General features: G+C 41.5%; 18 protein-coding genes and 1 pseudogene. 9 read left to right on the top strand and 10 right to left on the bottom strand.

Annotated features, from left to right (window positions below; translation table 11 throughout):
• Positions 1-19: 19 nt before the first annotated feature.
• From BP549_RS00665 to BP549_RS00640, 6 genes are all read left to right on the top strand, one after another.
• Entirely contained in the window at positions 20-679 is a 660-nt protein-coding gene (locus BP549_RS00665; RefSeq protein ID WP_292377401.1) for an SdpI family protein, read from the top strand.
• A 140-nt stretch (positions 680-819) separates the two neighbouring features.
• Positions 820-1311, top strand: a complete 492-nt coding sequence (locus tag BP549_RS00660) for an FKBP-type peptidyl-prolyl cis-trans isomerase (protein WP_292377399.1) — start codon at positions 820-822, stop codon at positions 1309-1311.
• Positions 1308-1865, top strand: a complete 558-nt coding sequence (locus tag BP549_RS00655) for an FKBP-type peptidyl-prolyl cis-trans isomerase (protein WP_292377397.1) — start codon at positions 1308-1310, stop codon at positions 1863-1865. The genes BP549_RS00660 and BP549_RS00655 overlap by 4 nt, the downstream gene beginning before the upstream one ends.
• A gap of 126 nt (positions 1866-1991) precedes the next feature.
• Positions 1992-2462 (top strand): FKBP-type peptidyl-prolyl cis-trans isomerase, encoded by a 471-nt coding sequence (locus tag BP549_RS00650; RefSeq protein WP_292375840.1) that lies wholly within the window; start codon positions 1992-1994, stop codon positions 2460-2462.
• Positions 2463-2493: 31 nt separating this feature from the next.
• On the top strand, positions 2494-2910 hold the full coding sequence (locus BP549_RS00645; RefSeq protein WP_292377396.1) for an OB-fold nucleic acid binding domain-containing protein: 417 nt from the start codon (positions 2494-2496) through the stop codon (positions 2908-2910).
• A 76-nt stretch (positions 2911-2986) separates the two neighbouring features.
• Complete coding sequence (locus BP549_RS00640) at positions 2987-4165, top strand: nucleotidyltransferase family protein (RefSeq protein WP_292375844.1); 1179 nt, start codon at positions 2987-2989, stop codon at positions 4163-4165.
• A gap of 9 nt (positions 4166-4174) precedes the next feature.
• Here the strand turns inward: BP549_RS00640 and BP549_RS00635 are convergent, their stop codons facing one another.
• The gene (locus tag BP549_RS00635; RefSeq protein ID WP_292377394.1) at positions 4175-4321 is read right to left on the bottom strand and encodes a hypothetical protein; all 147 of its coding nucleotides are present in this window, start codon (positions 4319-4321) and stop codon (positions 4175-4177) included.
• 186 nt (positions 4322-4507) lie between these two features.
• On the opposite strand from BP549_RS00635, the gene BP549_RS00630 reads away from it, so the two are divergent.
• Positions 4508-5104, top strand: a complete 597-nt coding sequence (locus BP549_RS00630; RefSeq protein ID WP_292375845.1) for a diacylglycerol/polyprenol kinase family protein — start codon at positions 4508-4510, stop codon at positions 5102-5104.
• Positions 5105-5408: 304 nt separating this feature from the next.
• On the opposite strand, the pseudogene BP549_RS00625 reads toward BP549_RS00630, so the two are convergent.
• Positions 5409-5635 (bottom strand): annotated as a pseudogene (locus tag BP549_RS00625) (ISNCY family transposase); the annotation flags it as partial.
• A gap of 143 nt (positions 5636-5778) precedes the next feature.
• Here BP549_RS00625 and BP549_RS00620 point away from each other — a divergent pair.
• Positions 5779-6405, top strand: coding sequence for a methyltransferase domain-containing protein (locus BP549_RS00620; protein WP_292377392.1), 627 nt, complete (start codon positions 5779-5781; stop codon positions 6403-6405).
• A gap of 650 nt (positions 6406-7055) precedes the next feature.
• On the opposite strand, the gene BP549_RS00615 is transcribed toward BP549_RS00620, so the two are convergent.
• The 7 genes from BP549_RS00615 to BP549_RS00585 form a co-directional block, all read right to left on the bottom strand.
• Complete coding sequence (locus BP549_RS00615) at positions 7056-9545, bottom strand: vWA domain-containing protein (protein ID WP_292377390.1); 2490 nt, start codon at positions 9543-9545, stop codon at positions 7056-7058.
• On the bottom strand, positions 9542-11419 hold the full coding sequence (locus BP549_RS00610) for a vWA domain-containing protein (RefSeq protein ID WP_292377388.1): 1878 nt from the start codon (positions 11417-11419) through the stop codon (positions 9542-9544). The genes BP549_RS00615 and BP549_RS00610 overlap by 4 nt, the downstream gene beginning before the upstream one ends.
• Before the next feature lie 2 nt (positions 11420-11421).
• Positions 11422-12303: a DUF58 domain-containing protein gene (locus BP549_RS00605; protein WP_292377386.1), complete on the bottom strand. Its 882-nt coding sequence runs from the start codon at positions 12301-12303 to the stop codon at positions 11422-11424.
• A 112-nt stretch (positions 12304-12415) separates the two neighbouring features.
• Positions 12416-13390, bottom strand: a complete 975-nt coding sequence (locus BP549_RS00600) for an AAA family ATPase (RefSeq protein ID WP_292377384.1) — start codon at positions 13388-13390, stop codon at positions 12416-12418.
• Positions 13391-13565: 175 nt separating this feature from the next.
• The gene (locus tag BP549_RS00595; RefSeq protein WP_292377383.1) at positions 13566-14456 is read right to left on the bottom strand and encodes an OadG family protein; all 891 of its coding nucleotides are present in this window, start codon (positions 14454-14456) and stop codon (positions 13566-13568) included.
• A gap of 346 nt (positions 14457-14802) precedes the next feature.
• The gene (locus tag BP549_RS00590) at positions 14803-15777 is read right to left on the bottom strand and encodes a prephenate dehydratase (RefSeq protein WP_292377547.1); all 975 of its coding nucleotides are present in this window, start codon (positions 15775-15777) and stop codon (positions 14803-14805) included.
• A gap of 195 nt (positions 15778-15972) precedes the next feature.
• Positions 15973-17403, bottom strand: a complete 1431-nt coding sequence (locus tag BP549_RS00585; protein WP_292377381.1) for a DUF4139 domain-containing protein — start codon at positions 17401-17403, stop codon at positions 15973-15975.
• A 426-nt stretch (positions 17404-17829) separates the two neighbouring features.
• Between BP549_RS00585 and BP549_RS00580 the strand changes: the two genes are divergently transcribed.
• Positions 17830-19386: a PGF-pre-PGF domain-containing protein gene (locus tag BP549_RS00580; protein ID WP_292377379.1), complete on the top strand. Its 1557-nt coding sequence runs from the start codon at positions 17830-17832 to the stop codon at positions 19384-19386.
• Positions 19387-19472: 86 nt separating this feature from the next.
• Here BP549_RS00580 and BP549_RS00575 read toward each other — a convergent pair whose 3' ends face one another.
• Positions 19473-20414: a nucleotidyltransferase domain-containing protein gene (locus BP549_RS00575; RefSeq protein ID WP_292377377.1), complete on the bottom strand. Its 942-nt coding sequence runs from the start codon at positions 20412-20414 to the stop codon at positions 19473-19475.
• Positions 20415-20992 lie beyond the last annotated feature (578 nt).

Genomic DNA, 20992 nt, shown 5'->3' with positions numbered 1-20992 from the left:
AAATATGTTAACAGTTTATATGCGTAAAACCACAGCCATAATCACAGGATTGATCCTCCTTTCTTTTATAATTTCAATCTATTTTTACCCGCTTGTGCCTGAAGCTATGGCAACCCACTGGAATTCCCGGGGAGAAGTCAACGGCTATATGTCGAGATTCTGGGGACTTTTTTCCATGCCTTTACTAATTACCGGACTTGCAGTATTTTATCTAGCAATTCCCAGAACCGACCTGACGAGGATGAATCTAGTAAAATTCGGAAAGCATCATGAAGGATATGTAATTTTTTTAATTTTCTTCTTACTTGCCGCCCATCTCCAGATACTACTCTGGAACACAGGAATCCGAATCAATCCGAATGCCGTGCTTCCTGTAGGCATAGGGATTCTATTTTACTACATAGGAATCCTTATGCAAAATTCTGAGAGAAACTGGTTTCTCGGCATAAAGACTCCCTGGACCCTCAGTAGTGATAAGACCTGGAAAAAAACTAATCGACTTGGAGGAAAGCTATTCAGGATTGCAGGAATAGTTGCTGTGGCTGGAATCTTTTTCCCTGGATTTGAGTTTATATTCATTCTGGGGCCTGCCCTTTTTATTGTAGGGGTCACGGCTATTTACTCATATCTGGAATATCAAAAAGAATTGAAAGAAACCGAATCTCAAATTAAAATTTAATCTCAAATTAAAACTTAGAAAAGAAGATTTCAAGAATTCCTCTAATTTTTGAGATTAAATTTCCCATTCAATCGATCTTTTGACTTTTTATTTTATCATCACGTTTATCTAACATGTTCTCGTTTATTTTATTGATTCTTATGGCTGAGGATATAGCAAAAGACACCAGCAAAAAAATTGAGAATGGGGATACAATCTCAGTTAATTATGTAGGAAAACTTGAAGATGACACAATTTTCGATACTTCCTTAAAGGAAGTTGCTATCGAGGCAGGGACATACAATCAAATGAGAAATTATGAACCCCTTACATTTACCGTAGGCGCAGGCCAGATGATAAAAGGCTTTGATGATGGCGTTGTCGGAATGCAAGTTGGGGAGGAAAAGACTCTTACAATCCCGCCTGAAGAAGCGTATGGAGAATACAGGGAGGAATTCGCAAGAGAGATCCCGATCGATGCTGTAGATTTTACTCCAGAAGTTGGAATGCAGCTGGCCACGGATAACGGTCTGATGGGTTCTATCACAGAGGTAAGTGAAAATAACTTTGTTGTAGACTTCAATCATAAGCTTGCAGGAAAGACCCTGGTATTTTTAGTCAAAGTCGTTTCTGTGGAGGAACGAAAGGGATGAAGACCAGAAAAGGAGCAGTTTTCTTCATAGCGATACTGCTCCTTGTGAGCACAATTTTAGGCAGCGGATGCGCGGATAATAGTAGCAAAGAAGGAGACAACAAAGCAGTAAAATCTGGAGATACAGTCCAAGTCGACTATACCGGGAAGCTTGAAAACGGCACTGTTTTTGACACCTCCAGAGAAGACGTTGCAAAGCAAGCGGGCATATACGTTGACGGAAGGACTTACACTCCTCTGACATTTGTGGCCGGAGCAGGTCAGATGATAAAGGGCTTTGATAAAGGTATAATCGGGATGAAAGTAGGAGAAGAAAAAATTATCACGATTCCTCCTGAAGAAGCTTACGGAGAATACGATAAATCAAAAATCCTGGCTGTTCCAATTGAAGAATTGAATCTAACCGAACCTCCTGAAGCAGGGCAAAAGCTCCCTACAAATTATGGATTGGTTACTATAACTGATGTAAATAAAACACACGCAATGATTGATTTTAACCACGAGCTTGCAGGAAAGACCCTTGTTTTTGATATAAAAATCATCTCAATAGAATAAATTTAAGTTTCTGAAACTCAAATTGAGAATTATAGTATTTTCTGCAAAATGTGTATCCTTTCAGTATCCAGAGAGACTTTTAGACAATATGGATACTAAAAGGAAAATGCACAGGAGAAAGGGATAATGGAAAATTCTCGCATTGTGAAAAAAGGAGATTACCTTCTTATTGATTATACTGGAAAATTTGAAGACGGAACAGTCTTTGATACCACCTTGAAGGAAAAAGCCCTCGAAGAAGGGATGTATGAAGAAGAAAAGGAATACAGACCTTTATTTTTCAGAGCGGACACACGCCAGGTAATAAAAGGCATCGACACGGGTGTGCTTGGAATGAAAGAGGGAGAAGAAAAAACCCTTATAATCCCGCCTGAAGACGCCTATGGAGAATATAAGAATTATCTTGTCCAGGAAATTCCCCTTGCAAGGCTTGAACTCCAGACTCCTCCTGAGCCAGGAACGAAAATCATAACACCCGCCGGGAGTGAAGTTAAAGTGCTCAATTCCACTGAAACTTCTGCCACTCTAGACTTTAACCATGAACTTGCAGGTAAAATTTTGATCCTTGAAATAAAACTCGTTTCAATTATAAACTGATTCCAGACCCTTTAAAAGCAGGAGATAATGTATGGAAAAAGAAGAAAAAGTCATGGTACTGCTGCTATTTATGACATTAACTTCTCTTATGACCGCTTATCTTTGCTTTGGATCGGAACTTACAGATTCGGGAAAGGAGACAGGAGAAAAAGCCAATCCATACACCCGGGAATCTGGTGAAGGGGAGAAGGTATTTCTTGAAGCCGAAGTTTTGAGTAAACGGTTTACGTACACCGGCGAACACTTGCTTTTACAGGTAGACTGCAACTCCGAAGTCCTGAGTGTTTTTATTCCAAAAACCGCGGGCGCTGAAGCTCTCAATAATTCAATTCAGAAAGGAGATTTTATTAGTATAACAGGTACTGTCTCGGAGTATGAAGGCACAAGGGAAATCAAAGTGGAAAGCAAAGAAGATATTCTTTTGAGAGAGCATCGTTCTTTGGAGTAATCATTGTCAATAACCTTTAAGATAACAATAATAAAATCGTTAATGATATATTCATATAAGAACATCTGGGGAAAATATGAAAGCATGTATTATGTGCGGAGGGGCAGGGACAAGGCTCAGGCCGCTAACTTTCAAGCATCCTAAACCGAGCATACCGATTCTCAATAAGCCGTCAGTCCGACATCTGATAGAGCATCTTTCAAGGGAAGGGTTCAATGAAATAGTCATGACCCTGGGGTATATGGGAGAGCGAATAGAAGAGCAACTCGGAGATGGGCATATGTTTGGGGTGCACATCGATTATGTGTATGAGAAAGAAAAGCTCGGAACTGCAGGAGGCGTTAAAAATGCTGAAAAGTACCTGAAAGGCGAGTCATTTATCGTTCTTGGGGGAGATCATGTCCTTAACCTTGACCTGAGAGAGATGTACCGTTTCCATGAAGCAAACAATGCCCCAGTAACCATTGGGCTTCTTTCGATTGATGACCCGAGAGAATTCGGAATTGCAGACATGGATATTAATAACCGGATCCATCGATTCCTGGAAAAACCAAAAGCAGGCCAGATATTCAGCAACCTTGCAAGCACAGGCATTTATATTTGTAGCCCCTCGATATTTGAATGGATTCCTGAAGGTAGAAAATACGACTTTGCAAAAGATCTTTTCCCCTTCATGCTTGCAGCCGACAAAAAAATCAATGGTGTACTTGTGCGGGGAAAATGGACTGATGTGGGAAGTTCGGCGGCTTACAGGCAGGCACAGCGCTGGATGCTCGATGCCCTTCCAGGAACAACAATAGAAGGAAATTTCACAACCAAGAACGCAAGAATAAAAGGCCCCCTATCCATAGGAAACAATGTGTGCATAGGTTCGAATTCTTCCCTTGTAGGGCCAATAGTGATAGGGGAAAACACAACTATAGGCGATAACGTTCTTATTGGGCCTTACAGCGTGATAGGCTCAAACTGCACTATAGAGGATAATGCAAAAATTCTTTCATCATATCTTTTTGATAATGTGTCCATAGGGAAAGATTCCAATATCTCAGGAGGGGTAGTGGCCGATGAAACGGTTATCGGAGAACACTGCTTCCTTGAAAATGGAACCGTTATCGGGCATAAAGTACTGATTGGAAGTAATTCAACAATACATTCTGGAGTTAAGATCTGGCCCGAAGTCGCTATAGATAAAAACTCAAGCATACAGGATACCGTAATCAATTCTGGTTATGATGCTGCGAGTGAAGGCTCGTGAAATCAGGTCTCAAAATTTCAAAATCCGGGCCTGAATATTTCTCTTTCTGCTGTTTTCCAGGCCTTTTCTTTGTTTCCTGCGTTTTTTCCAGTTTTTCCTTATTTCCGCTTTTTCTAGTCCTCCGGTCTGTCCGGTTTTCCTTGTTTTAGAGGACATTTATTAATTCATTTTCTCTTTTCAGGCCCATTTACTCACTCATTTTTTACAGATTGTTTTTCAGATTTTATACAGTTTGCATTTCTATTAACCTCCTAACAGTATTTTGAGCATTAGGCTACATAAAAATAAGCACACCCAGAAATAGATATAACTTTATATTAGATCCTGACAAGTCTTTTTGCCATGCCGTCCAGAGAATTTGTCCTGGAAATCCTGAGAAAAAGTGTGCACCTGGTTTCAATCCTTATCGTGCTCATCTATGAATATTACGGAAAAGAAGCCGTGCTCTGGGTGCTCATGCTGTTTCTTGTAACTGTTCTCATTCTTGACTACTTCCGGGTTGAGCACGGAATTCGAATACCTTTTTTCTATATCATATACAGAAAAGCTGAAGCTGACCGTTTCGGAGGCCACGTATTCTTTGCACTAGGAGCAATTTCAGTAATAGCCCTGTTCAGCCGAGAAATTGCTTATGCCGCAATCCTTATGGCTACCTTCGGAGATCTGGCTGCAGCACTTATTGGAAAATTCTATGGAAAAAGGAGAGTTTTTCAAAAGCTCTTTAAAAATGATAAATCGATTGAAGGCTCAGCTTCAGAATTTATTATTGATTTCCTCATCGGGATGGTAATTCTAGGAAACCCGATTGTTTCCCTAGTTATGGCTTTTCTTGCAACCCTTACGGAAACTGCAGTCAATAAAATCGATGATAATCTTATAGTTCCGGTTTTCGCCGGCTTTTTTGGGCAGATAACCCTGACTCTTCTAACATATTTATAATATTTCAAAGGAATACTCCAAGGAAAATTTTTCAAATGCTTTATTGAATTTTTCACCTAAAATCGACACTTTCTGCTACTCTCTAAAAATGAACTATTTTCCAAAATAGATGTTATATTTAAATGGAGTAAATAATCTGAACAATTTCAGGAATGACTTTGTGATCTATTGAGCATACTTAGTTTTTTCATTTTAGTAAGTTTAATCTTACTCTCAATTCATTTATCAGTCTTGAACTTTTTCTTACTTTTCATTGAATAATATAAAAATAGTACTTTTTGATCTTGGAAGTATAAAGGCCATTAGTATTACCACAATTTGAGTGTTTGTATCGACCAATCTTGATTTCTTCAAGACATTGTTTAGTGTATAGATTATAGCCGTCATGGCCATAGGAGTGCTGCAAATAGGACAATCTGGGGGAGTTCTTCTATGAAAAACTCTTCTTGTGATATATTCATATCATTATTAAAACCATCAAAAGGTTTAAAAGAGAAGGAGTTCCAAAAAGTTATTAAGAGTAAGACTTATTTACCATTGTTATGCCGTAACATTATTACACAATTATAAATTTGCAAATCTATATACTGATGTTATGCTTACTTTTATCACTAGATTTTGGAACTGAGTCTTGCAGCAAGCTATAATATTCAAAAAAGATGGAGAGATGAATAATGGACAAAGAGAAATTGCAAGAAATTTATTTGAAACCTGATTACTATTGGGGTGAAAAACCTAATGAGTTGGTGGACAAGGTTTTAGAGTTTATTCCAGATGGCCAAATAACCAATAAAAAACTGATTGATTTAGGTGCAGGAGAAGGCAGGGACAGTGTTTTCTTTGCTCTACAAGGTTTCAATGTTTTAGCTGTTGAAATTGCACCGGCAGGTTTAGAAAAGGCGGTTAAATTAGCCAGAGAAAAAGACACAACTATTGAAACTATGGAAGCAGATATAAACGATATTGTTCTACCTAAGATATTTGACGTTGTTTATTCGATTGGAACTTTGCAATACATTAGACCAGAAAATAGGAAACGCCAGTTTGGGAACATAAAAATTAATACAAAAACTGGTGGCATTAATGTAATGTGCACATTTGTCGAACATCCGGATGTTAAGACTGCCCCTGACTGGGGTAAAAATGAATACCTTTATGAGAGTCAGGAACTTCAAAGCTATTATAAAGACTGGGAACTGCTTTATTCTAATGAGTATATATTTGATTGTAAATCAAGTAATATCCCCCACCAGCACGCAGTAAGAACTATAATAGCCAGGAAACCTAATAATATTGGTTAATAATATGCATGTGGAGAGGTGAAAAATAGATTTATTAACAAATTTATCCCAAAACCCATTTTATTCCAAATCATTAAGAGTTTCAGGACTGTTTTTCATGATCAGATATTCGATTGACTGTCCCAAATAAAAGATTCAAAAATCAAATTTTGAGTTTCGGGATCGGCTCAACAATGGACACCAAAAGAGCTGGTACAATAAAGTATGAAACTTCTACTGTTTTGACCCTTTCTCTTATAATATGCAGAAATCATAATTTAAAATACTGCTCCTACTTTCTGCAGTAAATTTTAGTATATTCATAATTTTTCGTGCTATCGATTCTTAATCTAGCGTGGATTTATTTGGCTTTTATGCAGAAGGTAAAAGCAACTGTATGGTGTATTAGAGACCAAAAATTATCTATTCAATTTTCCCCAAATGACATTAAGAACTCAGATTACTTAGATTTTTTTCGAAAGCGCTATCTGATAAAATATCATTTTCAAAAAAAATACTGCGGAATGTAGAATTCATATTTAACCTAGTAAATAGCCCCATTAACTCCCCAAAAACGGATCATTTTTGAGAACTCTAGAAGGATTGTGAGTCCATAGTTCCGTTTATGAGACAAGAGAAGAAGGGTCTCCTTGATGGGCTCTTGACTTCTCTTATGTTCTAGCTTCGATCTCAACCTGCGCATTCTTGAGCTTTCTCATTTCCCTTATGCGCCTGGCAAGAATTTCTCCCAGATAGAGCACAAGCGCAGTAATGAGCACATACATTTTCAGGCTTACCTGCTCCTCAGCCTGTCTCTCTGAGTTCTGCCGCGCATCTTTCAGGAGAAGGGCTCTTGCCTCCTTTTCATTGTAAATTTTCCCTCCGGTTGCGACGATAAGAGACTCTATATCTTCATTGAGCCCAACATCTCGAGACTCAAGCTGGTAATTTACCGCAAGCGGGTAACCTGAGATATCATGGATTCCGGTGGTTTCGGGATTTACACTTGTCTCGTAGGTACTCCTTCCGGTTAAAGCAAGGTCGAGGGAGCTACCATCCAGCTTTAGCTGCGGAATTCCCTCGTCATACATCGTAAGAGTCAGGTTGGAAGGAGTCCCAAGCCAAGTGTCCGGGCTATCCACAACAGCTCCTTCTTCAGCTCTCGGGTTTGCTATTGCCCAGTTTATAGTGCCTGAAATAAGTCTTGCACTTGAGCCATTATAAAGGGCAGTTGCCCAGCGAGAACCTTCTCCTTCCCCATCGTCCGTTGTAAAAGCCGCAACTCTTCCAAGCCCGAAACGCCAAGTAGTAAGCACAGGCTTTCCAGTAGACGTAATAACCAGGCGCTCAGCCCCGGCCTTTGGAGTTACTTCATTATATCCCGTAATACTGGCATTTGTGAGATTCACATTTTTCGTAATAAAGTGGTCAGGAGAATACTCAATCAGAGGGTAAGTGTCAAGTTCAGCTTCCTCTTCTTCGTCCTCTTCAGAAGGCTTTTTTGTAGGTTCAAAACCTATGTTTGCCCTTTCGCCCATATTAATATGGAAATAGTTATCTTCAAGCCCAAGTTCCTTCATCAAGTTTTCAGCATAATACTGTCTGGTTTCATTCGTTTGGGAAGGAGCTACCGAGCGAATGTGGATAAAATACAGATTCACACCGAGTTTCTTAAGTTCTTTTGCAGCCTGAAGGCTTGGACCGTAGGAATCCTTGATTGCTCCGTCTGAAATAACAATAGCATCAAGTTCGCCGTCCTTTCCGGTAAGCATGTCTTTTGACGTGTTAAGTCCTGCGTCTAAGGAAGTCTTGCTCTTCTCATCGGGAACCAGTTGCGAAATCTTATCTTTCAGAGCTTCCCGATTCTGGCCAAGGCCGAGAAACATAAACCCTCCTGAAACATCATATCCTTTACTTCCGAAGGCGATAATTTCGGCATTTGCATCTCTGAGATTTTCATTCTGGATAATATAGACAGCATTTGCCAGTATATCTCCCTGAGATTTGTGGGCTGCAGTACTAGGAGAGACATCAAGGATCAGGACTAGGTTTCTTCCTCCCTTATATTCAGAAGGCTTTGAAAGCACAGGCAGGATTTCTTCAAGCGAAGAGTTAAGGTATCCTCCATAATTGTAAGCCTTTTCTCCTCCCACGACGACCAGTCCACCTCCGTTGCTGACATAGTTTTTGATTTCTTTCATCTGGGCTTCGGAAAAGGAATTCATGAGCCGGTTGTCAAGCACCAGAGCTTTGCTACCCTCAAGAGCCGCTGCTCCGGGGTAAGTGCTAACTGCTGAGACATTGTAAAGGCTGTCCAGAATCCTGCCGAGAGGAGAATCGGGCTCACTTGTAATAAGTGTCAGCTTCGGTTTTGGAATGACATATACGGACTTGGAAAATTCATTGTTAACCGCATTTTGATCCTCTCCATGCGGAGTGATCTTTACCCTGAGTTCATGGGCGCCGAGGGTGTTGTTAAAAGCCTGATTAATCTTAATGGGATCATCAATGTTATTCCTGCCCTCCAGAGTAAAATCCCTGCTCTGGGAAAGCTCTCCGTCCACATACACCTCCAGGAGATAGCTGACACTCTGATTTGAAGCCTGGCGGACAACTATATTGAACTCGTTCTGGTTATCCACAACAACCGTTTTATCTCCGAGCATTTCGACACTTAGGTCATTCACCTGAAGTTCGGGCTGGACAAGATAAACAGGCGTGTCGGTTTCTTTTGCAAACTCCAAAGCTTCTGTGAGATCCTTGCCTGCATTACTGTTTCCGTCGCTGACAAGCACGATCTGGTTCCCGCTGCCCGCATACTGCGTAACGGTATCTCCAAGTGAGGTTTTATCTCCGGTTAGCTTGACTAAAGTTGTAGGGTTATTGGCTACCAGGGCCTTATACAGTTCAGTACCTGCTCCTTCAGGAAAGAGACTCATACTTGAGGTCTGGTCCTGAACCAGCACAAGAGAGGGATCTTTTTCGTTAATTGTCTGTGTAACCGTAGTATATGGAGAAGTCAGGGCAAGCACAAGCAGAATAGCGACAAGCATTCTCCATTCTACAAGTTTCGTTTTTGTCTTCCGCAAGAGATAGAATCCCGCAATAAACACAGGGACTATCAGGAAGAGCATTTCGGGATGTTCAAGAGATAAATTCATAGTTCACCCCGCTGGCGCACAATAAGAATTTCAAGCAGTATGAGCAGGAACATAATTCCTATAAGATAATGAGTAATGTCATTTTTGGCAGTGTAGGAATCTTCCTTCACAAGTTTGGGCCCATCTTCCGCAACAGCCCGCTCGGTCAATTCCGAAGCATCAACTGTAGTGTTAGATTCTCTGTCATTGTATAGATTCACTGCAATTTTCTTCCCTGAAAGTTCGTAGATTCCAGCCTCGTCAAAGAGAATGCGGTTTGAAGTGAAAGTCTTAGAGGGTGTACGGATTTCCTCGGTCTTCGAAAGAGAGTTCAATGTGCCGGTATTCAGATTATATTCGGAAATATCTCCTGTCCCTCCGAGCCATTGAACAAGTTTAATCCAGAAGACAGGATACTCTGGAAGGTTGTGGAAATTGTTCCAGGAATTTTCTCCTAGTTCATCACTCAGCCCCATATAGAAAACCGTTCCCTTGCCTGTCTGCCAGTAACTCAGTACAGGAACTCCATTCTTAAGCTTTACAAGGGTCGTCGAATCGGTCCTTTCGGTTGCATTAAGGTATTTACGGACCGAGATTTCCTCGCTCCTTATGTCCTTCGTTATACTGCTTTTCAGGACTTCCTCAACTCCAATTCCGTTTTCGTCCTCTTCAAGCCTCAAGGGTTTCACAGGCAGGATCTTGAGAAGGTCGACTTCGGTTTTCTCGGGAACAAGGGCTCCGCTTGCAATAAAGACCGCGTTTCCTCCGTTCCGGACATAACTTTCGATTCTTTCGACCGAACTATTGCCGATTGGTGTCTCTTTCTGTGCAAGCACGACAAGAGTATAATTGTCAAGCTCGGCAGGCACGGATTTTGAAACTGTCAGGTTACTGTTCGGAAGCAGGGAAAGTGCGGTTTTCGAAGGCAGTTTTCCGTTATCAGTAACATAGAGTATACGCTGGCTTGAGGTCTCAGGAATGGAGATATAGGCTTTATTGTCAACAGGCAGGCCATCTTCAACATCGAGCCGGACTGTTGTAATGCCTGGCCCCAGGTTTCCTAGCGTGAACTGGTTTGTCCCGCCTGCAGGGATCTCAAGGGAGAAGGACTTTGAGGCGTTTCCTGAAGTTCCTCTGCCAGTTTCGATTTTAACACTCTCATTATGATCCATGTAATTCTTGATTACCCCAGTATAGCCGTATTCTCCGTCCGTGGCTTCGATCCAGCCATTGATGATTCCGATATTATCGGCAGGCTTTCCTACTTTTATGAAATTCACCTCAATCCCGTAGGATTCAGCCAGGTTCTTGGAAGCAACCGGGTCATCGCCTTTATAGTTGGTGAAATCCGAAACAACGATAATCCTTCCTCCTTCCGTGGAAAGATACCGCATGCCTGTGGTAATTGCTGCAGACAGGTCGGCAGTGCCTGCCCCTGACTTAACCTTCTTGAAAATATCATGTGCAGCCGAGGCATCTTCTCTTTCAAGAGCGAGCAGAGGAGTATCAGAGGCCAGAATTATACTGTTTTTCTTGCTTACATAGCCGTCAGCAATCTTAACCGCATCCTCAAAGCGGGAATCAGTCTGCATGCTTGCAGAAGTATCGAGGATTATTACGGTATGCTCTCCGCTCAGGGGCTCTTCCGAATTGTAGTAATAGCCTGCTGCCGCAATGGAAAGCAGGATCAGCATAAGGAGCTGGATAAGGAAAAGCGGATCCCGAATAATTTTGGTGAGTGAGGCATAAACCCGTTTTCTTTCCCTCTCGAGTTTAAGGACAAACATGAGTGAGGGAATTGAAAGTACCGCCGGCTTGGGACGGAGCATATAAATAATGATAAGCGGGACGACACTCAGGAGAGCGGCAAGAGCAAGGGGATTTTCAAAAGGCATTTTTAGCGTCTCCTTCTCCTGATGGTATAGTAGAAAGCGTCAAAGATAGGAGTATCGGTTGTAAAACTATAGAATTCGGCTCCGGTCTTCATGCAGGCTTTTTTGATCCTTGCGCTGTGATCGTCAAGCTTTTCAAGGTACCGCTCTTTGAACTTTTCACTAACATAAGTCCTGATCTCCTCTCCGGTTTCAAGGTCTACAAGTTTACTGTTACCTTGGACGGGAAGCACTTTTTCCGTGGGATCGAGTACCTGGATCAGAATCAGATCATGGTCAGATAGCCTGGAAACTGCGGTTTCTATTGCTTCGGGTTCCTGAAGAAAGTCCGAGATAAGGATTACAAGAGATCTGGACTTGATTTCCCGGCTGTATTTTAGGACAGCTTCCCCGATGGAAGTTCCTCCTGAAAGTTCGAGCTCTGTCAGCCTGTCGATTGCACGCAAAAGGTTTTTTCGCCCGCGACTGGGTTTGTTTATATCGATTTCCTGTGTAAATGTTGAGATTGCAAACCTATCATTATATTTTGTTACCATGTAGGCATAACCTGCCGCAAGCATGGCAGCATATTCGAACTTCGAAGTCCCTTTTTCAGGGTAATCCATACTTTTGCTGGCGTCCAGAAGGATATGGGTCGTAAGGGTTTTCTCTTCCTCAAACTGACGCACATAGAGCTTTTCAGTTCTCGCATAGGCTTTCCAGTCTATATCTTTCAGGCTGTCGTTAAGATCATATTCCCTGAACCCTATGGTATCGATGCCGTGACCGCTTCGGGTAGAGGGCCGGTTTCCGGCATAAACGGTCGAGACTCTTTTTCGGACAGAGAAGGTAAAGCGGTCAAGCTGCCTGAAAAAATCCGTTTCGATATTTTGTTTTGTGCGAGTCATTCAGGATCGTCAATAAAAAGCCCGGTTTATTCAGGGCTCGGGAAACCCTTCAGGGTTATTTTAACTTTTTCTACAATTTCTTTCCTTGCCTGGTAATTCAAGGCAGAATTTTTTACTTGAGCTTCCGGATAATCTCCTCAATAGCCTGATCGGGGGTCATCCCGCTTCTTTCGGCCTCGAAAGTCAGGATAAGCCTGTGCCTGAGAACCGGATATGCCATATAATCAATATCTTCTTTGCTTACGAAATTCCTGCCTTCTACAAGGGCTTTAGCTTTTGCGGCAAGGATGAGGCCTATAGATGCTCGCGGGGAAGCTCCGTACTCGATATGCTCTTTGTCCTTCCTTGTCATGCCCACAATAGAAAGAACGCGCTGCTTGAGCTCTTCGGAGATCGGAACCTGTCTTGTGAGTTTCTGCAAATCGAGAAGTGTGGATTTATCAAAACCCCTGGAAATATTGGGAACTTCGGATTTCGTATACCGATTTATTATTTCCATTTCTTCTTCATGAGTAGGATAATCTACGAGTACTTTTAAGAGAAAACGATCGAGCTGGGCTTCAGGCAGGGGATATGTGCCTTCCATTTCTATGGGGTTCTGGGTGGCAAGAATAAAGAAAGGACGATCCAGCAGGAAAGTATCATTTCCAACAGTTACCTGTTTTTCTTGCATAGCTTCCAGCAGGGCTGACTGGGTCTTAGGGGATGCTCTGTTAATCTCATCCGCAAGGATGACATTTGCAAAGACCGGGCCTGGCTGAAACCTGAATTCTTTTTTGTTGTCCTTCTCTTCGATAACGTTTGTACCTGTAATGTCAGAAGGCATTAGGTCAGGAGTACACTGTATCCTGCTGAATTTCAGGTTCATTGCCTGTGACACTGTGGAAATCATAAGCGTTTTTCCAAGCCCTGGATTGCTCTCAACAAGGGCATGCCCTTCACAGAGTATTGCAATCATAATTTGCTCTACTACTTTATTCTGGCCCACCACAACGTTTCCAATCTCTTCAAAAAAGTTTTTGAAAATTCTGCCTGCGTTCTGGTAGGTCGTAGTTGCCTGCCCTGAGCCAGTATTAATCTCGTTCATATCCACTTCACCCTTTAAGTTTCTGTTTTAGAGGTTTAAAAGCCCTATTTTTCTGGACTTTACCTGCTCCTGCAACAGTGTATCTCCATCACACGGTCTGTTTTTAAAAACTGCTTTCAGACAATCTTCGATTAAACTGAGTGCAGGTAAATCCGGCTTTAGACAAATATTTCAATTATTCTTCTGCAAGTCCTTCAAAATAATTTTGGATAACGTTCCTGTATCCTTCCGGCAAATTCTCATAATAAGCCTGGGAAGCAGTCGCTTCAGGATTTACCAGGCCTGACTGGATGAATGAATTGTTCATCTGTTCCGCTGTTTCCTGGTTTGTAAAGCCCTGCCCTGAGCCCGGAGGAATCTTCAGATCAACTTCTTTGCCTTCCACTACAATAACAGCAGGTTCCCCGAAGATGTTCTCCTGACTGGTATTATTCGAGGTTCCGCCGTTTTCCTCTACAGGATAAAGGTCAGAATGCGAATCAGAAAATGGAAGCTTGTCGATCACTCCGTTAAGGTCAGTTGGGCTGAGAGTTGTCTGGTATCCGGTTCCGGCAACGTATGCAAGAATGGAAACTGCAAACACTATTACAAACAGGTCTTTTGCAAGTTTTCTCCTGTTAAGAAAGGACGAGGACTGTACGGATTTTGAATCGATTATGACCCCGCCTATAAGATCCCGAACAATAATATTGTCCGTATTGCGGTTATCATAGGCAGTCCTCAATCTCTCCCTGAGTACGGGGTGCGTCTCTTCTATAAGGGCAATCGCATCTTTCTTTTCAGCCCTGTAGTGCCTGATAGCTGTAAGGATAATAGAGAGGGCAAAAGCCAGAAAAATGAGCCCCAGAGTCTCAAAAACAACCCCGAAGCCCAGAATGTTGTATTTTGCACCGGTATAGGGTTCAAAGGTGCTAAACATTAAGAATAAATCTCGCATGTTGGATAGCACGAAAAGGGAATAAAGGACAAGATAAATTGCAAAGAAGTCTGCAAAAACATAGAGTCCCCTATATTTTTTCAGGGCCGATTCGTGTTTATTTACTATTTTTTCAATACTCAGAGCCATCCCGCTCCCTTTTGTAGCCTCGAAAAACGGCTGTGATCATAAATAATCATAAGTAAGGATTCTGTACAAAACATACAAATATACTATAAGAAGATCTTCTTGGAAGATACTATAGAAAGATAGTATATAAAAGTACACGTTCTAGAATGTGTATTTTTTAGATTAGTAAATCTATCCGATTTTTGTCGATTTTTTTCTTTATATTCGCAGGTTTGGATCCTCAGAGGCTTCGCCACTGCCTTATACTAAAGTTGCAGGATTTCACCTCTGATCTTTAACTTGTTTTAAGGAAGGACGATTAAGATCTCTGAAAGATGGATAACTACATCTTTTTAAAGAGTGATAATTACTGTTTTTTAAAAGCGGGATAAGAACCCAGCACTTTTAGAGTATCGATTTTACCTTTTATTTCGTTTAAAGTTTCTATTATCAGTGCGTCGCTGGTGTGCCCTTCAAAATCGATATAGAAGTAGTAATCTCCAAGTTCTTTTTTTGAAGGTCTTGATTCGATCCTGGTCAGGTTAATTTTATTTTTCGCAAAAGCTCCAAGAATTTCGTACAATGCTCCTGGCCTATCTTTTTCCAGATATACTATAATGGAGGTCTTGAATGCTGAAAAGCGTGAATTATCAGGTCCGATTTTGGTTTCAGGATGAAATTCAATTTCTTTTTGAGATCGAAACTCATTCCCTGATTCATGCCCAGGGCCAGATTGTGATTTTATTTTATTCGGTTTATCTTCTTCAGTACATAAAACCTGCTTAGCAGAACTCTTTTCTACGACTCGCAAGACAATGAAACGGGTGTAGTTTTCTTTCCTGTCCTGAATATTTGGTACTAAAACCTTTAACCTGTAGCACTCGGCAGCCTCAGGAGAAGCTATTGCTGCCATCTCTTCAAATTCTCCTGCAAGCCTTGCTGCATGGGAGGTACTGCCTGTGCTCCTTAGTTCGGCATCAGGGAAATATTTTTTTAGAAAATATCTGCACTGGGCAAGCCCCTGAGGATGCGAGAGTATGACCTTAATTTTCTCAGGCCCGCCTTTAGAGAGCAGGCAGTGCTCGATTTTGACAACAATCTCTCCAACTATCTCAACCCCGTTTTCAAGAAGAAGGTCGAGAGTAACTCCTACTGAACCTTCAATGGAGTTTTCTATTGGAATTATCGATAGATCGGATTTTCCCTGTACTACAGCCAGAAACGCGTCCTCTATATCTGGAAAATAATGGACTTCTGTACTATTCAGCCCGTGTTTCAGAATCCATATATTTGCAGCCTTTTCCGAGTACGAGCCTTCGGGCCCCAATACACCAATAATCATCTGAGGAGTTAATTGCGGGGATGGTAATAATATTTTTTGCCTCCCGAGTTCCGTCACCCGAGTCCCGTCTCGGGAGGACGGGGCCGTTTCGCTCACTTCGTTCGCTCAAGCGGAGTAATTTATAGATGGATACGTGGATCTCGCTTTGAGGGGACAGTGTAGAGTCCGGTTTGACAGTTTGCTGCTGTCTCTGGATTAATAACTGCGTTCTACAGTGTAGGTGACTTTCTTTGAGCCGTCTGCAGGTACGGTTATTTCCCATTCAGCGATAAAGGCATCTTTTTTCTCGTATGGGTCAGAAGTGACTGTGATTTCCCAATCACCGTAGAAGTGTTCTACGATTTTTACTTTTTGGGGCTCAGATTTGTGGTTTTTGATTTCGGTTTCGTAACTTTCTCTCCAGATATTCAAGCTGATTTTATTGTAGCTGGTCTGGGTTCTTGTGCCTGTTACATCAAAAGCATTTCCGATAACAACCTTTACCTCTTCATCCTTTGGAGTGTGCTCTATGCTGTCTTCCCCGAGGAACTGGAGCTGGCCTTCTGAATCGGCTTTGTATACCCTTAGAACCCCGGCAGGAAGGGGCATTCCAAGGCCGTTTGCTTTTGAATTGTTCAGGCTCAGGGCGGCCTGCACGTCATTGCTTTTTGAAACATCAAAAACGAGTTCCTTTTCTACAGGTATGGAATCAACAGAGAGCAGGGAAAGTTGTTTTACCTGATTATTCCTTAGGGTAGCCGGCCTTTCAAGAGTATAAAGGTGATACTCAAAAAGGGATTCCTCAGCAAAGCTGTCCTTTGCCCCTTCATACGTTTCTTCTGCTGTTGCTGTCACAGCTTCATCTCTAGATATATGCACAGGTTTGACTACACGGTGGACTTCCCCTGCTACCAGTTTCAGTTTAGCATTCTCGTAGCTTGTTCCTGCTTTATTATTAACAGTAACCCAACCCTGGATATCGGCTTTCGTATCATCCGCACTGGTCTTTACGATGTAGTTTGCTTTCCAGCTCATCCCGTCTGTAAGATAGGAAGTAAGGACATTCCGCTTGCCTCCGGCTGGCGAGTAGACCTGCCAGATAAGGGTAGGTTTTGTAAGCAGACCGGCAGAGTCAGGAAATTCCACTTTCGAGATTTTGGAAAGAGTTACAACTTTCCCGTCACTTAACTTGAGCACCAGTCCTCCGTAATCATCATAACTCATGAGAATCCCTGTGTATGTACCTCCTTCTGTTTCGGTTACAGTAATTTCCTTATCAAGAAATTTCTTAAGGAGTTCCTGACTGCTCACGAGATCGTATTCATAATTTTGCTCCAGTACGACAGTGTCTTTATTTTTCGTATCCTCAAACATTACTGAGGTCGGATCAATAAGAGCAGCAACATTTGTATATTCGACCTTGTTTACTCCTGAATTAAGATCAAGTTCCCTCTTTTCCTTTACAAGGGCAAGGTTATCATTATAAATAGTAACCTCAGTACCTGAATCAATTGCCTGAGCACCTGCTGTAAGAATCTCCAGGGGATTTGAGGCTTGTACCTTGGTAACTGTACTTGAACTGGATTCTATCCCATTAATTGAAGGCTCAGACCCATTTGCCTGAGCTGCTTGAGCCGTGCTTTCCATAAAATCAGGAGGGAAAGTTTAATCAGAATATACGAAAGCCGCAGATGCGGTTAAAATCAAGCATGACACCAGAATAAACCAGAGGTAACTTTTCCTTATTTTCATAAAGGAATGATAGGCAACTGTTTTATTTATATTTGGCTTTAGCTTCAGTTATGTTTGAAGTTATCTATCTTGTCTTCAATCTATTTCTATAAGGCTTTAGAAAATATCGATTCCGGATTTTGAATGGCTCCTAACCTGACTCCCGTTCCAATTTATAATTTTCACAGACATCAGCTGTAATAATTCTACATTTGATTTTTAGAACAACAAGATAGAAGACAGTTATAAATAATATACACGACTACATAAGTAACAGTTTTTTAAAGTTTTGAGAGTTTAATTAGTATTAAGAATCTGGAAAAGAATTGAGGATCCATTCTTATGAATCTTATAGCCTTTAGGATTGAAAGCCGGATTAAGCTCTCAAGCCTTATTTCAGCTTTCATCCTTATTTTTCTGTTTGCCAAAATAGTCCTCCCTGCCTCAGCCGCCACAATAGAAGCAAGCAGGGAAATCTCTGCCGAAACGGTTTATCCAGGCGAAAATTTTGCGGTAGTTGTACATATAAGTACAGACCAGAATGTTGAAGCCCTGGCTCTCGATGAAAATCTACCTAGTGGGTGGCAGGTAAGCCAGTTAGAAAACAATGGAGCTGCTTTTCAGGAAAGCAGCACATTCAAAGAGTCCACTTTAGAATGGATCTGGGTTGACAATCTTTCAGCAGGGGAAAAAAAGAAAGTTGTATATAACGTGATTGTGCCTTTGAATTCTGAGCCTGGAAACTTTACAGTGTCGGGCAGAGTTTCCGCTTATTCTGTTCCTGCTGCCTCTGTGAAAGGATACTCAGAAGTAATAGTTAATTACCCGCAGACTGAAGCAAACTTTTCCGCAACCCCTCTTCTGGGCCTTGCTCCCTTAATTGTCCAGTTTACGGATTTATCTGCCCCCAATCCTGATTCCTGGGATTGGGACTTTAACGGAGACGGAATAATTGACTCAAATGAAAGAAACCCTGTTTATACGTATGAGAGCCCTGGAACCTACAATGTTACATTAAAGGCAACTAATAGTACGTATGGAGATAGTACTTGGACAAAAATAGGATATATAACTGTGACCGAAAACCTCTCCAGCTCTGTAGAAAGTGGGGAAAGCGATGGAAGTAATGGAGGAAATGGGAGTAGTGGTGGAAGTGGGAATAGCAGAGGAAGTGAAAGTAGTGGAGGAAGTGGAAGTGGGGGAGGTGGGGGAGGTGCAAGCTCTCCAGAATCAATTAAAAATATAGAATTGAAGGAAATTGCAAATGAACATGTTTTCAAAGGAGTTCACACATGTTTTACATTTAAAGCTGGAGATAATGAAATCGTCACTGTGGAGTTCAATCCGAAGAAAAACTTCGGAAAAATAACTGCTATAGTAGAGATACTAAAAAACACATCTTCTATTGTTAAGGAGCCTGCTCCTGGAATTGTCTACAGAAACGTAAATCTCTGGATTGGAAATAGCGCTTTTTCAAGCCTTGAAAATTTTGAAAATGCTCAAATAAATTTCAGGGTGAAAAAGACATGGATTACCGAAAAGGGAATCAGTGAAAATACCATAGCTCTATACCGCTACAGTGAGGGGAAATGGAGCCCGCTACCTACAACTCTCATTAGAGAAGATGCAGTTTATTTTTACTTTACCGCAGAAACTCCGGGTTTCTCCCCCTTTGCAATTTCAAGCGCTGAAATGAAGATTAAGTCGATTGAAATTTCTTCAATCAAAACAGGAGAAAACCAGACATTGAATGGGGAAAAGCCGTCTGACAATGAAAAACAGGGAGTTCCTTCATCAGACATTGAAAAAGAAGAGAAAAAGAAATCTCCAGGGATTGAAACAGCCTTTTTAATAGTTGAATTACTGGTTATATATGGTATATCAAATAGAAAGAGATAACCCGGGAATAGAAGAGATAATTCGAACAAATTATCTAGGCCCGGATACCTGAAGCATAAATCTCCTTTAATTTGCGTTTTTCTTTTTCAGCGATATCCACACTGCTCAAGCCAGGTAAGAGATCTTATCCATTCTCCTTTTGGCTCCCTTGAGGTACCCACAACAAGCCTCTTGAGACCTCCTACTTCTTCGATGATACCACGGGCTTCTATAAGTTCTCCGGGAAGCGCCTGTCCTGCGTAAGTATGGGTGTATGAGAGAACATGGTCAATCTCATCGTGTTCGACCTTATAATATGCAGGACTGTCAAAAGCAAAGTCGGCATTTGTAACTTTGGCTTCGATTTTCATTTTGACAGTATCCTTTCCTCGCAGGAGAGGCTCTTTTATCTGATCCCATTCCCTTACAAAAAGGAGATCAAAATAAGTACCCTCGACCATACCTCTGTTGCCTTTTCTGGATTCGTGCAGCATGAACTCATCAAACGAAATCTCAGGAATTCTCTTGGTGTAGATTCTCTTCCACATCTCTTCATCGATTTCTTCAATTGGCCCTTCCTGCTGTTTTGCAGCAGTTATTGCATCCCTTGCCCTAAACCATACAGGGCCATATACAACAAAGTCAATATCTGAGCTCTCGTTCTGGAGGCCTGCGAGCATCGAGCCCGTAACTCCCATGCTTGTTCTGGGAATGCCTGCCAGATCAAGTGCCTTTACAATCGCCCTTACGCGGCTGTCGGAATTTACAAGCTCGGGAATAGTGTCGGAAGGGCGAAGTACCTGTTTTACCTCGGATTCAGGAACTACATGAACATCCTGCACCCACTCAGGCCTGTGCTTCCTCATGAACTCAAAAGCCGGACCAAAATCGTATTTTTTATATCTAATTCCGTTTAACTCCCTCTCCCCATTCTCATCGGGTACGTAGCGGAGCGTGGCCCGAATTCCATCACTACGGAAGTAGTCGGAAACCGCAAAAAGCCAGTTATCTTTCGTGATAAGAAAATCTCTCAGGCGTGTTTTGAGCATTTTTATACCATCCTTGAACCTGTGAAAAGTACCTGGATTCAAAGAAATCCTAGTTGTTGATCTTTATAAAAATTTGTAATAAATGACAGGAAACGTATTGTACCGTTCCTGTATATATCTATCCGGTATTTTACTTATAACGAATTAGTTCACGGAATTTGCAGTTAATCGGTTAATGTAATCAGGTAACTAGGAAGGTTTTTTTCGGTCGTTCCACCTCATGCTCCAATACAGCTGGAGGCTATAGGTAGAGATTATGCAATTCTCACAAGTGTCAGGGCAAGACTCTCAAAGAGATCATAAAGAATATGTGTAGATCCTCCAAAAATCAATATCGAGCTCGATGAGCTCAAAAGACCCGATGACAAAGCAAAACCGGAGCAGGTTAATTTACCCTGAGTTCCCAGATGAGCTTGTTTCAAAACTACCTCTAATCCCTCTGAACCAATATTTTGGAGTAGAGGATCAGAATCAATAGGACTAAATGGGATACCTGTTTTTGGTCAAAAACATGAATAGTCGAGATTTTGAAACCAACTTGATTTAAACTCATATATAAAAATAAATAAATAAATAAA

The organism is Methanosarcina sp. UBA289 (genome assembly GCA_002496565.1).
In the GTDB taxonomy this organism is placed as follows: domain Archaea; phylum Halobacteriota; class Methanosarcinia; order Methanosarcinales; family Methanosarcinaceae; genus Methanosarcina.
This window is presented reverse-complemented; position numbering and strand designations above follow the sequence as displayed.